Here is a 16072-nt window from a genome sequence, read left to right on the forward strand (position 1 = left end):
GAATGACAGAACATTTACTTGAAATTCAACAAAAATTAGATAGCCCAAACGAAGCCATTGCTTTATTTGGAAATCAAGATGCTTATCTGAAACTGATGGAAAACGAGCTGAATGTCTCCATTATTACGCGCGGAGAAAAGGTGTATGTTTCTGGTCAGGAAGCATCAAGAGAAACAGCGAGCCGTCTGATGACATCTCTCTTACATCTCATCCGAAAAGGAATTGAGATTTCTGAACGGGATGTCGTATATGCCATCAAAATGGCGCAAAAAGACAAGCTCAATTATTTTGAAAATATGTATGAAGATGAAATTACGAAAAATGCTAAAGGAAAGTCAATCAGGGTAAAAACCATTGGCCAGCGGGAATATGCTGCGGCGATGAAAAAAGATGACCTGGTCTTTGGAATTGGACCAGCTGGTACAGGAAAGACGTATTTGGCCGTCGTCAACGCCGTTCATGCACTGAAAAATGGACATGTGAAACGGATTATCCTGACAAGACCAGCTGTTGAAGCAGGAGAAAGTCTTGGCTTTTTACCAGGTGATCTAAAGGAAAAAGTAGATCCTTATTTAAGACCACTATATGATGCCTTGCATGATGTGCTTGGCAGTGATCATACGGAACGTTTAATCGAGCGCGGTGTGATTGAAATAGCGCCTCTTGCCTATATGAGAGGACGGACACTCGATGATGCATTTGTTATTTTAGATGAAGCGCAGAATACAACGCCTGCCCAAATGAAAATGTTTTTGACGAGACTTGGGTTTGGCTCTAAAATGGTCATTACAGGAGATATTACACAGATTGACCTGCCGAAGGGCATGCAGTCTGGCCTTGCAGCTGCAAAGGACATGCTTGCAGAGATCAAGGGCATCTCATTTATTGAGCTAGACCAGACAGATGTGGTCAGACACCCGCTTGTGGCAAAGATCATCGGAGCATACGAAAAGCAAAAATGACCTTAGTGACCCGATCGTCTTCATCGGGTCATTTTGTTTCGATCGTGGTTTAAAGTAAAAAAGGAGGTACTTTCCTTGAGAAAGAATCAGAAAGACAGTAAGCGCAAAAGACTGCTGTCTAAAAAAGAACCTCAGAAAATGGAGCGCTCACGTTATTTAAATGTTTTGCTATACGCTGGTTTAGCAGCCATTCTATTCGTGGTGCTCTTCTTCCATGTAAAGCCTGAATCGCTCGACTTAGATTTATTTTCAGTGAGCGAACAGACCATCTATTCTCCATCAACCGTCGATGATCAAGAAGCGACAGAAGAAAAGAAGCAAGAAGCAACAGATCAAGTAGAGGATCAATATACACTCAAAAAAGCGTATTCTGACAATCGTGTTGACCTCATCTCCTCCCTTTTCGAAGCCATTAAAGAAGAGAAGAAAGCAGCTGATGAAAAAGAAAATCCACCATCAGATAAAGAAATGGTCAAGCGTGTCAAAGAAAAACTCACATCAGATATGCAGGAGGCTGTTTCAGACCAATCCATCAAAGCACTGCTTCAGGCAAGTGACGAAAATCTCTCTTTTACTAAGGATTCCATCATCACAGTGGTGAATTCACTGATGAGTAAAGAAATCACAGCAGCGAAATTACAAGATGAGAAAAAACAAGTGAAAACAGAGCTTGAAAATAACTCAATTCCATCCAAATACTTAAATGCGGCGAAAGAAATCGGTGAATTTGCGATCATTCCAAACTATGTATTTGATCCAGTGGCGACAGAGAAGAAAAGGCAAGAAGCCGCTGATAATATTCAGCCGGTTCAAATTAAGCAAGGGCAAATCTTAGTCGAAGAAGGAGAACTTATCGACCGAGAAGTGTATCGTAAATTAGAACTGACAGGGCTCTTAAATAGCTCCAATTTGATTAAACCTGTAAGCGGTCTTATGATCTTGATTGGTTTATTCTTAGCAGCGATTATTCATTCACTTGAATCGAGGAAAAAATCGCTTGTTCATAAGAATAAGTCGTTGCTTCTTTACTCGCTCATTTTCACCATTATTTTAGTTATTATGGAAGTATTCAGTCTCTTCCAGGAAACGAAGTATACGACGATAGGTTATGTGGTGCCAGTGGCGCTTGGCACGATGCTGATCAAGCTCCTTATCAATGAGCGGCTAGCGATCTTCTCTGGCCTTGTATTTGCTCTTTGCGGCAGTATGATGTTTAATCAAGGAGTAACCGGCGTCTTTAACTATGTGATCTGCGCTTATTACCTTGTGAGCGGGATGGCGGGCATTTTATTTTTGAGAAAGCATAATGCACGTTCAAAAATATTGCAGGCAGGGCTTTCGGTCGCTTTGGTGAATGTCCTTATGGTTCTATCCATTACGCTGATTCAAAACTCCTCACCATCAGGGCTTGAAATCGGTGTGAACCTTATGATGGCGATTGTGTCAGGGTTTGCATCATCTATTTTGGTCATTGGGCTAATGCCTGTGTTTGAGAGCATGTTCGGCATTCTTTCAACAATGAAGCTGATTGAACTATCAAACCCAAATCATCCGCTGCTTAAAAAGATTTTAACAGAGACACCAGGTACATATCATCATAGTGTCATGGTGGCAAATTTAGCGGATGCTGCATGTGAAGCAGTCGGAGCAAACGGTCTTTTAGCAAGGGTCGGCGCTTATTATCACGACATTGGGAAAACGAAAAGACCGCAATACTTTATCGAAAACCAAATGAATATTGATAATCCGCACGACAAGCTTTCTCCTCAGCTAAGTAAAAATATCATTATTGCCCATACGACAGATGGAGCTGATATGCTGAGAGAAAAGAAGTTTCCTGAAGAGCTTGTCGATATTGCCGAACAGCATCACGGGAAGTCGCTTTTAAAGTTCTTTTACTATAAGGCAAAAGAGCGTGATGATCAGGTGACAGAAGAAGAATTCCGTTATCCTGGGCCAAAACCGCAATCAAAAGAAGCGGCAATTATTTCTGTAGCGGACAGCGTGGAAGCGGCGGTACGATCGATGCATAATCCAAATCCAGAGCGGATCGAAAAGCTCGTCAAAGGCATTATTTCCGATAAAATGCAGGATGGGCAATTTAGCGAATGTGATCTGACATTTAAAGAGTTAAATATTATTAGTCAAACGATTTGTACAACATTAAAGGGGATTTTCCATTCTCGGATTGAATATCCAGATGCCCCGAAGCAGAAGGTGAAGTAAATGACATTGTTAATCGATTTAATAGATGAAACAGGACAAGTATCAAAAGAGCAGCTTGAAGAAGTGGAAAAGCTTCTTCAGTTCGCTGCTGATGCCCTTGAGGTCAAAGATCAAGCGGAGGTATCAGTGACGATCGTTTCGAATGAAGAGATTCATCAAATTAATAAAGAATACCGCGGAAAAGATGCACCAACGGATGTGATCTCCTTTGCACTCGAAGAAGAAGGAGAAGGGGAAATTGAAATCATTGGTGCTGATGATATTCCGCCTGTACTCGGTGACATCATCATTAGTGTGGACCGTACGAAAGAGCAGGCAGAGGAATATGGACATTCCTTTATGAGAGAGCTTGGATTTCTCACCATTCATGGGTTCCTGCATTTGCTCGGGTTTGATCATATGACAGAGGAAGATGAAAAAGAAATGTTCGCCAAACAGACAAAGATCTTGGATGATTATGGCCTTTCAAGATCTTCGTAAGAAAAGAAGGCCGCTTGCCCGTTTTTTTCGGAGCTTTTATTATGCATTTAGAGGAATATGGCGAACTTTCTTGAATGAACGGAATTTTCGATTTCACACAGTCGCAGCCATCATCGTGGTGATCTGCGGCTTTTGGTTTCACATTGAACCATTCGAATGGATGATCGTTTTGCTTTTATGCGGGGGGATGTTTGCGCTTGAACTTGTCAATACAGCCATTGAACATACAGTGGACCTTATGACAGAAGAGAGGCACCCGCTTGCTGAGAAAGCGAAAGACGCCGCAGCAGGCGCTGTTTGCGTTTACGCCGCGATTTCGGTTATGATTGGGTTGATGATCTTCTTACCGAAGATCATGCAATAGAACAATATTACTATTTATTAACATTTTTAGAAATGGGCGTGAAAATGTCACGTGAATTATGTAAAATATAAATGTGACAGTGGGTCCATTTCTTCTGAAAGTGGGAACTAGGAATGAACAAACAAGAGTTGATTTCAGAAGCAGTTAAAGCAAGAGATTTTGCATATGTACCCTATTCAAAATTCAAAGTCGGTGCAGCATTGTTGTCGAACGATGGAAAAGTGTATGGCGGCTGCAACATTGAAAATGCAGCATATGGTATGTGTAATTGTGCGGAAAGAACAGCACTTTTTAAAGCCTATTCAGAAGGCATCACATCGTTTCAAATGCTAGCGGTAGTGGCTGATACAGACCGGCCTGTTTCGCCGTGCGGCGCATGCAGACAGGTTATTTCAGAGCTATGTGCACCTGACATGCCAGTGATTCTAACGAACTTAAAAGGACAAATATACGAAACAACAGTAAACGAACTATTGCCAGGCGCATTTTCACCGGAGGATTTAAATGACTAACGAAAGCTTCAAATCAGGATTTGTATCCATTATTGGAAGACCAAATGTAGGAAAATCAACCTTTCTTAATCGTGTGATTGGACAAAAGATCGCCATCATGAGTGATAAGCCCCAAACGACACGAAACAAAGTGCAAGGTGTCTTAACAACAAACACGTCACAAACGATCTTTATCGATACACCAGGGATTCATAAACCTAAGCATAAGCTTGGTGATTTTATGATGAAAGTAGCTACAAATACACTGAAGGAAGTCGACCTGATCTTGTTTATGATCAATGCAAAGGAAGGCTATGGCAAGGGTGATGAATTCATCATTGAACGACTCAAGCAAACATCTACACCGGTATTCCTAGTCGTCAATAAAATCGACCAAATTCACCCAGATGAGCTGTTCCTTTTAATTGATGAATACCGCACACGTTATCCATTTAAGGAAATTGTGCCAATTTCAGCTCTTGAAGGAAACAACATTGACACGCTTCTTCAGCAGGTTGAAGGTTATCTTCCTGAGGGCCCGCAATTTTATCCAGCAGATCAAGTAACAGATCATCCAGAGCGGTTTATTATTTCTGAATTAATTCGTGAAAAAGTGCTGCATTTAACAAGAGAAGAGATCCCGCACAGCATTGCAGTGGCGATCGAATCCATTAAGCCAGATGAAAATGGCAAGATCCATGTGGCGGCGACCATTGTCGTAGAACGTGATTCACAAAAAGGGATTGTTATTGGGAAACGAGGCAGCTTATTAAAAGAAGTGGGACAAAAAGCGCGCAGAGATATTGAAGCACTTCTCGGTTCAAAAGTGTATCTGGAGCTTTGGGTAAAGGTTCAGAAGGACTGGCGTAATAAATCCACTCACCTTCGTGACTTCGGATTTAGAGACGACGAATATTAAAAAATTGCTGCTGTTGTCATAAAATCTGACAATGGTGCGGTTCGATTAGTAAAAATTGTTTATCATGAAATGGAGGTAGCCTGGTCAAGATATAATTAATATGTTGGATGTAGCGTTGCTGCTTCTAATAAAGAAAGGTGGGGTTTTTATGTTGAATTTTACATGGAACGTATTTTCACAAACAGGAAGCGTTGACACGTATCTGCTTTTCAAAGAGTTAGAAAAGGAGAACCTGGAAAGACCCGATGTACTTGAAGAAGAGATAGCACGATTTGATTTTCCAATCTTATAATTCTTGACCCCCTCCAATGCTCGGAGTGTAGACAAATGCTCATTAAAAGTGAAGGAATCGTCCTTAGAACAACAGATTATGGCGAAACAAACAAAATTGTCACGCTGCTCACTAGAGAACATGGGAAAATTGGTGTGATGGCAAGAGGCGCAAAAAAATCAAACAGCCGCCTGTCAGCCATAAGCCAGCCGTTTTTATACGGAACCTTCCTGATCCAATCATCAACAGGACTTGGAACGCTCCAGCAAGGCGAAATGATTGAAAGTATGCGAACCATTCGGGAAGATTTATTTTTGACCGCATATGCCGCATATATGACAGAGTTACTCGATAAAGGCACAGAAGAAAAAAAGCCAAACCCTTATTTGTTTGAGCTCCTGCTTCAATCTTTGCGTCATCTGAATGAAGGCACAGATGCTGATGTTATCTTATTTATCGTAGAGGTCAAAATGTTATCAGTGATGGGAATGAAGCCCGAACTGGATCAATGTGTCCACTGTGGTCAAAAAGAAGGGCAGTTTCATTTCTCGATTAGAGACAACGGCTTTATTTGCCAAAATTGCTTTTCTAAAGATCCGTATAAAATGCCCTTATCTCCAGCAGCTGCAAGGCTGCTCCGTTTATTTCATTATTTTGATTTATCAAGGCTCGGTCAGGTTGATGTGAAACCGCAGACGAAACAAGAAATTCGTCAAGTGCTCGATCACTACTATGAAGAGTATTCAGGCCTTTATTTGAAATCAAAAAAATTCATGAATCAGATGGAATCCATGAAAAAGCTCATGGGCGGGGAAAACAAAAGTTGACATCTTCCATGACTTTTTGTAAGATCATCTAAGATAAAATATGTTGCATTGACAGAAAGAAGTACTTGCGCAGAATCCATAAAAGCGACCTTAGGGCGGTGTGAGCTAAGGATGGAGGCGTAACGAAAGGCATTCTTGAGCAACGTAAAACAAAGCGGCTGGTTGCTACGATACCAGCAAATAGGGTGGAACCGCGGGAAAAACTCTCGTCCCTATGTTTGCAAGGAGCCTTGCGAGCATAGAGACGGGAGTTTTTGTGTTCTTTTGCGGGGTTCTAGACCCACCCGCCATACAAAGCGGCTGGTGTAGAAAAGATGGAGGTGCGATCATTGAATATTCAAGACATGATTTTGACGCTGCAAAAGCATTGGTCAAATGAAGGCTGCGTATTAATGCAGGCGTATGACACAGAAAAAGGTGCCGGAACGATGAGTCCATACACGTTCCTGCGAAGCATTGGTCCAGAGCCATGGAAGGTAGCGTATGTAGAGCCTTCAAGACGCCCTGCTGATGGTAGATATGGAGAAAACCCAAATAGATTGTATCAGCATCATCAATTCCAAGTAATCATTAAGCCGTCACCTGACAATATTCAAGAATTGTATCTTGAATCTTTGAAAGCGCTTGGTATTGACCCGCTGAAACATGATATTCGTTTTGTAGAAGACAACTGGGAAAACCCATCTCTTGGCTGTGCAGGGCTTGGTTGGGAAGTATGGCTTGATGGGATGGAAATCACCCAATTCACGTATTTCCAGCAAGTCGGCGGCTTAGAATGTAAGCCCGTTTCCGTTGAAATCACATACGGTATTGAACGTCTTGCTTCCTACATCCAAGACAAAGAAAATGTCTTCGATCTTGAATGGACTGACGGATTCACGGTGAGAGATTTATTCTTAATGGCTGAATATGAGCATTCTGTTTATACATTTGAAACATCTAATACTGATATGCTGTTTGATTTATTTACAACCTATGAGAAAGAAGCGCATAGCCAAATGGACAAAGGGCTTGTTCACCCGGCATACGATTATGTGCTCAAATGCTCTCATACGTTTAACCTGCTCGATGCAAAGGGCGCAATTTCTGTTACTGAGCGAACTGGATATATCGGAAGAGTGCGCCAGTTAGCAAGAAAAGTAGCCAAAACATATTATGAAGAACGAGAAAAATTGGGATTCCCTATGCTAAAAGAGGAGGCGGCTTCTCATGAATAAACAAGATGTATTACTCGAAATCGGCTTAGAAGAGATGCCGGCTCGTTTCATGCCAGAAAGCACAAAGCAGCTAGGCGAGAAAGTAAAAGTGTGGTTTGAAGAGCAAAACATTTCATTTGAAGATGTTGCTCTATTTAACTCACCAAGACGTCTTGCTGTACTTGTGAAAGGTGTCGCAGAAAAACAAGAAGACATCAAAGAAGAAGCAAAAGGTCCGGCTAAAAAGATCGCACAAGATGCGGAAGGCAATTGGACAAAAGCAGCGGAAGGCTTTGCCCGCGGACAAGGTGCTTCAACAGATGATCTCTATTTTAAAGAGATCAAAGGAGTAGATTATGTCCATGTCCAGAAGTTTCAAGAAGGAAAGCAAGTCAAAGACCTTCTGCCAGCATTAGGTGAGATCGCCGCTTCATTAAGTTTTCCAAAGAACATGAGATGGGGAAGCAAAGATTTACGCTACATCCGTCCGATTAAATGGATTGTTTGTTTATTTGGAGAGGAGATTGTACCTGCTCACATTGCTGGGGTGAAAAGCGGTCGCGAGACAAGAGGACACCGTTTCCTTGGTAAGGCAGCCACCATCGACTCGCCTGCTTCTTATGAGCAAACATTGCGCGATCAATTTGTCATTGCAGATTCAGATAAAAGAAAACAATCCATTACCGAGCAGCTAAATGCTCTATCTTCAGAAAAAGGCTGGGTGATACCTGTTGATCCTGAGCTTCTAGAAGAGGTCAACAATCTTGTAGAATACCCAACGGTACTATCTGGTTCCTTTGAAAAAGAATTCCTTGCATTGCCGGAAGAAGTATTGGTAACGACAATGAAAGAGCATCAGCGCTATTTCCCTGTGAAAAATGAGCAAGGTGAATTATTGCCTCACTTTATTACGGTGAGAAATGGAAACAGTGAGGCGCTTGAAAATGTCGCAAGAGGGAACGAAAAAGTACTTCGTGCCCGTTTATCAGATGCTGCCTTCTTCTATAAAGAAGACGAAAAACTAGTCATTGAAGACAATATTAAAAAGCTTGATAAGGTTGTATTCCATGAGAAACTTGGCACAATTGGCGACAAGCTCAAGAGAGTGACAGACATTGCGACGCGTCTAGCAGCGCATGTCGGTGCAAATGACGAAACGACAGAGCGTGTGGCAAGAGCCGCAAGTATTTCGAAATTTGATCTTGTGACTCAAATGGTCTATGAATTCCCAGAATTACAAGGAATCATGGGCGAGAAATATGCAAAAGCACTTGGTGAACATGAAGAAGTGGCAAAGAGCATCAATGAGCACTATATGCCGCGCTTTGCCGGTGATGAGGCGCCTTCCACTTTAATTGGTGCGATTGTGGCAGTAGCCGATAAGCTGGATTCTATTTGTTCCTTCTTCTCAATTGATGTCATTCCAACGGGCTCTCAAGATCCTTATGGACTAAGAAGACAAGCGAGCGGTATCGTTCAAATTCTGCTTGATCGTCATTGGAACATTTCATTCAAAGAGCTTTTGGCACTTGCTCAAGTAGAAGCAGCACATGAAACGGCTCTCATTGAATTTTTAACACACCGTTTAAAATATGTCCTTCAAGCAGAGCATATCCGTCATGATGTTGTCGATGCAGTACTGGATGTTGAAAATATTGAACCTTATGCAGTCGTGAAAAAAGCAGCTGTTCTTGAAGAGAGCGTGAAACAAGAAAGCTTCAAAGAAACAGCAGAAGCATTAGGACGCGTCATTTCAATCAGTAAAAAAGGGGAAGACGCAGAGATTCAGCCTGAGCTGTTTGAAAATGAGCATGAGCAAAAGCTATATGAGGCGTATCAGCAAGTAGAGACAGCTGTCAATGAACATGTAGCAGCAGGGCAATACAGCGCAGCACTTGAGGCGCTTGATACGTTAAAAACACCGATTGTTCATTATTTCGATCACACAATGGTTCATGCAGATGATGAAAAGCTGAAGCGAAATCGTTTGGCACAAATGGTTAAACTAGCAAAAGTCATTCAATCATTTGCGAATATGAACAATTTAATAGTAAAATAAATACCTAAGAACGGTTGCCTTTTTTGAAGGGCAATCGTTTTTTACTCATTTAATTCACGGTTTTTGAGTGGATTTTTGTTTCATTCGGACAAAGATGCGCTATAATATGATGAGTTATGAAAATGATATACATAAAGTAAAGATTCGCTCTCTCTATTTAAAGGTGGTGAGTACAATCGAGTTAAATAAACGGCAAGAGCAGATTTTACAGATTGTCAAAGAGAATGGTCCGATCACTGGAGAGCATATCGCCGATCGGCTGAACTTAACTAGGGCGACCCTCAGACCGGATTTAGCCATATTAACGATGTCAGGCTTTTTAGAAGCAAGACCAAGGGTCGGCTACTTTTTCACAGGAAAAACAGGTACGCAGCTTCTAGCAGATAAGTTGAAAAAACTTCAAGTGAAAGATTTTCAATCCATTCCAGTGGTGATACATGAGAATGTTTCAGTTTATGATGCGATTTGTACGATGTTTTTAGAAGATGTGGGCACATTATTCGTTGTGGACGATCACTCTATTTTAACAGGCGTGTTGTCAAGGAAAGACCTCCTTCGCGCAAGTATTGGAAAACAGGAGCTTCCATCTATTCCTGTCCATATTATTATGACAAGAATGCCGAACATTACCGTTTGTCGCAAGGAAGATTTCATTATGGGTGTGGCGAAGCACTTGATTGAAAAGCAGATAGACGCACTTCCTGTTATAAAAGATACGGATAAAGGCTTTGAAGTGGTCGGCAGAATTACGAAAACAAACATGACGAAAATACTTGTTAACTTATCGGAGAATGAAATAATCTAATTACAGAAGACTGCGAGGGGATGTTATGAGTAATCGCGTAATTTTTGTGGTATCAGATTCAGTAGGAGAAACGGCAGAGCTCGTAGTCAAAGCGGCACTTAGCCAATTTGATGGCGGCTCATCAGACCATTCAAATATCAGAAGAATCCCGTATGTAGAGGATGTCGGTACGATTAAAGAAGTCATTTCACTGGCGAAAGCAGATAACGGAATCGTCTGCTTTACTCTTGTTGTGCCAGAAATGCGCCAATTCTTAATTGAAGAGGCAGAAGCAAACGGAGTCGTTTATTATGACATCATCGGACCACTGATCGATAAAATGGAGACTGCTTATGGAAATGAAGCGAAACATGAGCCGGGGCGTGTACGTCAATTAGATGAGGATTATTTTAAAAAGGTTGAAGCCATTGAGTTCGCAGTGAAGTATGATGACGGCAGAGACCCAAGAGGCATTCTAAAGGCTGATATTGTGCTCATCGGTGTATCACGCACATCTAAGACACCACTATCTCAATACTTGGCGCATAAACGGCTGAAGGTAGCAAACGTTCCAATTGTTCCTGAAGTAGATCCGCCAGAGGAGTTATTTTCAGTTGATCCAAAGAAATGCATCGGTCTGAAAATCAGTCCAGACAAACTAAATCATATTCGTAAAGAGCGTTTGAAATCTCTAGGTTTAAATGATCGCGCGATTTATGCGAACATTGAACGGATTAAAGAAGAGCTAGAGTATTTTGAAAAAGTGGTGGACCGCATTAACTGTCAAGTTGTTGATGTATCGAATAAAGCAGTTGAAGAAACGGCAAATGTCATTCATCAAATGCTGACCAAAAGAGGTTCCGAATAAACTCAGGATGCTCCTCCTGGGTTTTTCCTATGGTGGGAAACGGGTAAACAAAAACAATGGCATATTTGCTGCATTTGTATTATAATAAAAAATTGTGATAAAATGATTGATTTTAGGTTTAAGTTAAGTCAAGAACGAATAAACTAATATTGGCAGAAGTCAAGTGATTCTGAACATAACTTTTCGACAAAATGAGTTTTACTGTTGTTTGCTATATGGGGGAAAAGTATGGTCTTTTTGCTTCTCTAAAGCAGGAATAAGGTGGAGGGATGGAGAATTAGTCACCTGAATGAACATAAACAAGAGAGGACGATTTATGTCGATGCAGATGCTTGTCCTGTAAAAGACGAAATCCTTTCTGTCGCATCTCAATTTCAAGTACCTGTGACGTTCATTGCTTCATATGAGCATTTTCAAACCAAAAGATCTCCACTTGAAGATTGGCGGTTTGTAGATACACATAAGGAAGCAGCGGATTTAGTCATTGCGAACTCAGCTTCAGCGCATGATATTGTCGTCACCCAAGACATTGGTCTTGCTTCCTTACTGCTTCCAAGACAGGTCATTGTACTGTCTGAAAGAGGACGGATGTACACAAACGAAACAATTGATTTTGATTTGGAACGCAGACATGTTTCCAGTAAACAGCGAAGAAAAGGTGTATATGGAAAAGGTCCCAAAAAGCTTTTAGAAGAGGATAAAAAGCGATTTATTACGCAACTACAAAAAATCCTGTCGAATCATGAAGGATTTTTGAATTAAAAGGCGAATAATGTACGACGGAGTGTTATTAGGATGAGCAAACGTATACCAGATGAACTTTTGGAGCAAATCCAAAAAAACGCAGACATTGTCGAAGTGATTGGAGAATACGTACAGCTTAGAAAGCAAGGTCGAAATTATTTCGGTCTTTGTCCATTCCATGGTGAAAATACTCCTTCATTCTCTGTTTCAGCAGATAAGCAAATCTTCCATTGTTTTGGCTGTGGTGCAGGAGGTAATGTATTTTCGTTCCTCAGACAAATGGAAGGCTACTCATTTATTGAAGCCGTTTCACATGTTGCTGATAAGTACCATATTGATTTGCCTGATCATGTAGCAAATGCTCAGATCAGTTCCTCACAGCAAGAGGACACTGCAGATCATAAAATGATTGAAGCGCATGAGCTTCTTAAGAAATTTTACCACCATTTGCTGGTAAATACAAAGGAAGGTCAAAATGCACTCGATTATTTACGGGCGAGAGGCTTTACAGATGAAACAATTGCCAAGTTTGAGATCGGATATGCTCTTGACTCTTGGGATTTCGTGACCAAGTTTTTAGAAAAGCGAGGGTTTGATCCTGCGATGATGGAGAAGGCCGGTCTTTTGATTCAACGTGAAAACGGAACAGGCTTTTTTGACCGCTTTAGGGATCGTGTGATGTTTCCCATTCATGATCATCACGGGACAGTCATCGCTTTTTCCGGAAGATCGCTTGGTGATCAGCAGCCTAAGTATATGAATAGTCCTGAAACGCCACTTTTTCATAAAAGTAAGCTGCTTTATCACTTTCATGACGCGCGTATGCATATTCGAAAACGCGAACGGGCGGTTCTTTTCGAAGGATTTGCTGACGTCATTTCAGCTGTCACATCAGGTGTCGGCGAAAGTGTTGCAACAATGGGTACGTCTCTAACAGAAGAGCACGTAAAACTTCTCAGACGGAACGTAGAAGAGATCATTCTTTGCTATGACTCTGACACGGCCGGTTATGAAGCCACCATGAAAGCATCAGATTTGCTTGGAAAAAGAGGATGTAAAGTTCGCGTTGCCATGATACCAGATGGACTTGATCCAGATGATTACATTCGTAAATATGGTGGCGAGAAATTTAGGAATGACATCATAGATGCAAGTGTGACATTAATGACATTTAAGATGAACTTTTTCCGTAGGGGAAAGAATTTATCTGATGAAGGAGACCGGCTTACTTATATGAAGCAGGTACTCCGAGAAATTAGCCGATTAAACGGTTCCTTGGAACAAGAGATTTACATGAAACAGCTTGCTGGAGAGTTCTCGATCTCACTTGATTCATTAAAGGAACAACTGGAGCTGTTTGAAAAACAGCAGCGACAAGAAGACAAAAGCACGCAGGAAGAAAGCGGGCTTGAAAAACGGCGTGCACATCTGTCAACACAGGTACGAAGAAAGCGTCTGCGGCCAGCATATGAAAATGCAGAGCGAATGCTGCTTGCTCATATGTTAAAAAGCGATGACGTGATCCGAAAAGTACTTGACAGAGTAGGGATTGAATTTAATATAGATTCTCACAGGGCGCTGGCCACGTACATTTATGCTTTGTATGAAGAAGGCAAAGAACCAACGCCGCAGCACCTGATGAACCGTATAGAAGATGATATCATCAATCAGCTTCTGACGGATATATTCATGATTCAAGTTGGAGACGAACTAAGTGAAGCTGAATTAAGTGATTATGTAAAAAAAGTGTTGAATCATCGGAATTTGTCAATGATAAAGGAAAAAGAACTAGAACGTGCAGAAGCGGAGAGGCAAAAAGATTTCTTCAAAGCGGCAACACTTGCAAAAGAAATTGTTCAGTTGAACCGTTCGCTGAAGTAATACGTCTAATATTTATGACAAGACTTACGGCTGGCAATGAATCCTTTACGGGAGGAGCATAAGACCGCAAGCATCTTGCCTTCATCATTTTTTATTTTATTCCTATTTGCTCATCTGTTTGATAAAGAGAGAAAAGCAGAGCGGAAGCAAATCGCAAGTTACTTTAGAATTCGTTGCAAGCTTTGGAAGGAGGGATCCATAATGGCTGATAAACAAGCCCACGAAACCGAAACTGAATTAACCTTTGAACAGGTGAGAGATAAGCTCACTGAAACGGGTAAAAAACGGGGCGTTTTAACATACGAAGAAATTGCAGAGCGTATGTCTAGCTTTGAAATTGAATCAGACCAAATGGATGAATACTATGAATATTTAGGCGAACAGGGTGTAGAGCTCATTAGTGAAAACGAAGAGACAGAAGACCCAAATGTTCAGCAGCTGGCTAAAGCAGAAGAAGAATTTGACCTAAATGATTTAAGCGTACCACCAGGTGTCAAAATTAATGATCCTGTTCGTATGTACTTAAAAGAAATCGGACGCGTCAATTTGTTATCTGCTAAAGAAGAAATTACGTATGCTCAAAAGATCGAAGAAGGCGATGAGGAATCAAAAAGAAGATTAGCGGAAGCAAACCTTCGTCTCGTTGTCAGCATCGCGAAACGCTACGTCGGACGTGGTATGCTGTTCCTTGACTTGATTCAAGAAGGAAACATGGGTCTTATGAAGGCAGTTGAGAAGTTTGATTACCGCAAAGGATACAAATTCTCAACATATGCGACTTGGTGGATTAGACAGGCGATCACGCGGGCGATTGCCGATCAGGCAAGAACAATCAGGATCCCGGTTCATATGGTAGAAACCATTAATAAATTGATCCGTGTTCAAAGACAGCTTCTGCAAGACCTAGGCAGAGAACCAACGCCAGAGGAAATTGCTGAAGATATGGATTTAACGCCAGAAAAGGTTAGAGAAATTCTTAAAATTGCGCAAGAGCCAGTATCTTTAGAAACACCTATTGGTGAAGAAGATGACTCGCACCTTGGTGATTTTATTGAAGACCAAGAGGCGACATCTCCATCTGACCATGCTGCATACGAATTGTTAAAAGAGCAGCTTGAAGATGTACTAGACACGCTAACGGACCGTGAAGAAAATGTACTGAGACTACGTTTCGGACTAGATGACGGAAGAACACGTACGTTAGAAGAGGTTGGAAAGGTGTTCGGCGTCACAAGAGAGCGTATCCGCCAAATTGAAGCGAAAGCTCTGCGTAAATTAAGACACCCAAGCAGAAGTAAACGATTAAAAGACTTCTTAGAGTAGAAACTGGACGGATCTTGAAAGAGATCCGTTCTTTCTTCATCAAAAATGAAAACGCTTTTTTCAATCTGATTATATTTTACTGAATAAATAATAAATTTGCAACGTTCTTAGAGAAAAGATGTATAAAAAATACATCAAAATGTGCTGAAGGCTTCATTTCTCATCTTTGCATCATTTTTGTCTAATCTGTGAACTTGACCAAAGTTTTGTATCATAATTCGTTTACTTTTTGTAAAATTAAAGTAGAATTAGAATTGTTTGTATAGTCTTAAAGGGGTTTTCACAAAGGGGAGGATGAAAGAAATGAAACGGAATCCACTTATACCATTTTTATTGATTGCCATTTTAGGTATTGGACTCACTTTTTTCTTATCAATGAAGGGGCTGAAAGATGAAGACAAAATCGCCTCTGGAGGCGAGGAGCAAAAGCAAGAAGAAACAGCGAATGCGACGCCGGAAGAATTGTATAAGCAAAACTGTCTGAGTTGTCACGGGGAAAACTATGAAGGCGGTGCTGGTCCTGCATTAAAAGGTGTTGGAGACAAGCTTGAAGTAGCAGACATTAAGAAGAAAATTCAAGAAGGCGGCAACGGGATGCCAGGCGGGCTAATCCCGAATGAAAAGCTCGATGAAATGTCAGAATGGGTATCCAAAATTAAATAATGTTACGCAAAAAG

Annotated in this window: 16 protein-coding genes and 1 other annotated feature; all 16 genes read left to right on the plus strand. The window is 41.2% G+C overall.

Annotated elements, in window-relative coordinates; all coding sequences use genetic code 11:
- The first annotated feature begins 2 nt into the window (after window positions 1-2).
- The 16 genes from QRN39_RS08540 to cccA all read left to right on the plus strand — a co-directional run bounded on the left by QRN39_RS08540 (window position 3) and on the right by cccA (window position 16058).
- Window positions 3-962, plus strand: a complete 960-nt coding sequence (locus QRN39_RS08540) for a PhoH family protein (protein ID WP_003217430.1) — start codon at window positions 3-5, stop codon at window positions 960-962.
- A gap of 114 nt (window positions 963-1076) precedes the next feature.
- Window positions 1077-3188: an HD family phosphohydrolase gene (locus QRN39_RS08545; protein WP_371475133.1), complete on the plus strand. Its 2112-nt coding sequence runs from the start codon at window positions 1077-1079 to the stop codon at window positions 3186-3188.
- Window positions 3189-3668 (plus strand): rRNA maturation RNase YbeY, encoded by a 480-nt coding sequence (gene ybeY, locus QRN39_RS08550; protein ID WP_012010615.1) that lies wholly within the window; start codon window positions 3189-3191, stop codon window positions 3666-3668.
- Complete coding sequence (locus QRN39_RS08555; RefSeq protein WP_003217363.1) at window positions 3646-4032, plus strand: diacylglycerol kinase family protein; 387 nt, start codon at window positions 3646-3648, stop codon at window positions 4030-4032. Before ybeY ends, QRN39_RS08555 begins: the two co-directional genes overlap by 23 nt.
- Before the next feature lie 113 nt (window positions 4033-4145).
- Window positions 4146-4544 (plus strand): cytidine deaminase, encoded by a 399-nt coding sequence (locus tag QRN39_RS08560; protein ID WP_003217296.1) that lies wholly within the window; start codon window positions 4146-4148, stop codon window positions 4542-4544.
- The gene (gene era / locus QRN39_RS08565; RefSeq protein WP_003217394.1) at window positions 4537-5442 is read left to right on the plus strand and encodes a GTPase Era; all 906 of its coding nucleotides are present in this window, start codon (window positions 4537-4539) and stop codon (window positions 5440-5442) included. The genes QRN39_RS08560 and era overlap by 8 nt, the downstream gene beginning before the upstream one ends.
- Before the next feature lie 148 nt (window positions 5443-5590).
- Entirely contained in the window at window positions 5591-5734 is a 144-nt protein-coding gene (locus tag QRN39_RS08570) for a YqzL family protein (RefSeq protein ID WP_003217288.1), read from the plus strand.
- A 35-nt stretch (window positions 5735-5769) separates the two neighbouring features.
- Window positions 5770-6540, plus strand: a complete 771-nt coding sequence (gene recO, locus QRN39_RS08575; protein WP_251190305.1) for a DNA repair protein RecO — start codon at window positions 5770-5772, stop codon at window positions 6538-6540.
- Between the two features lie 39 nt (window positions 6541-6579).
- Window positions 6580-6757, plus strand: a binding site (T-box leader).
- Between the two features lie 112 nt (window positions 6758-6869).
- A complete protein-coding gene (glyQ, locus tag QRN39_RS08580) occupies window positions 6870-7757 on the plus strand; it encodes a glycine--tRNA ligase subunit alpha (protein ID WP_003217487.1) in 888 nt (295 codons plus the stop codon).
- A complete protein-coding gene (gene glyS, locus QRN39_RS08585; protein WP_284906867.1) occupies window positions 7750-9795 on the plus strand; it encodes a glycine--tRNA ligase subunit beta in 2046 nt (681 codons plus the stop codon). Before glyQ ends, glyS begins: the two co-directional genes overlap by 8 nt.
- A gap of 166 nt (window positions 9796-9961) precedes the next feature.
- Window positions 9962-10600, plus strand: coding sequence for a transcriptional regulator CcpN (ccpN, locus tag QRN39_RS08590; protein ID WP_034620854.1), 639 nt, complete (start codon window positions 9962-9964; stop codon window positions 10598-10600).
- Between the two features lie 25 nt (window positions 10601-10625).
- A complete protein-coding gene (locus QRN39_RS08595) occupies window positions 10626-11447 on the plus strand; it encodes a pyruvate, water dikinase regulatory protein (protein WP_008342399.1) in 822 nt (273 codons plus the stop codon).
- Between the two features lie 261 nt (window positions 11448-11708).
- The gene (locus tag QRN39_RS08600) at window positions 11709-12209 is read left to right on the plus strand and encodes a YaiI/YqxD family protein (RefSeq protein ID WP_003217513.1); all 501 of its coding nucleotides are present in this window, start codon (window positions 11709-11711) and stop codon (window positions 12207-12209) included.
- 33 nt (window positions 12210-12242) lie between these two features.
- Window positions 12243-14072: a DNA primase gene (gene dnaG / locus QRN39_RS08605; protein ID WP_251190307.1), complete on the plus strand. Its 1830-nt coding sequence runs from the start codon at window positions 12243-12245 to the stop codon at window positions 14070-14072.
- A gap of 201 nt (window positions 14073-14273) precedes the next feature.
- Window positions 14274-15395: an RNA polymerase sigma factor RpoD gene (rpoD, locus tag QRN39_RS08610; RefSeq protein WP_008342392.1), complete on the plus strand. Its 1122-nt coding sequence runs from the start codon at window positions 14274-14276 to the stop codon at window positions 15393-15395.
- 303 nt (window positions 15396-15698) lie between these two features.
- Complete coding sequence (gene cccA, locus QRN39_RS08615) at window positions 15699-16058, plus strand: cytochrome c550 (protein WP_003217503.1); 360 nt, start codon at window positions 15699-15701, stop codon at window positions 16056-16058.
- The last annotated feature ends 14 nt before the right edge of the window (window positions 16059-16072 follow it).

It is taken from the genome of Bacillus sp. lyk4-R2A-2 (assembly GCF_030209735.1).
Classification (GTDB): domain Bacteria; phylum Bacillota; class Bacilli; order Bacillales; family Bacillaceae; genus Bacillus; species Bacillus pumilus.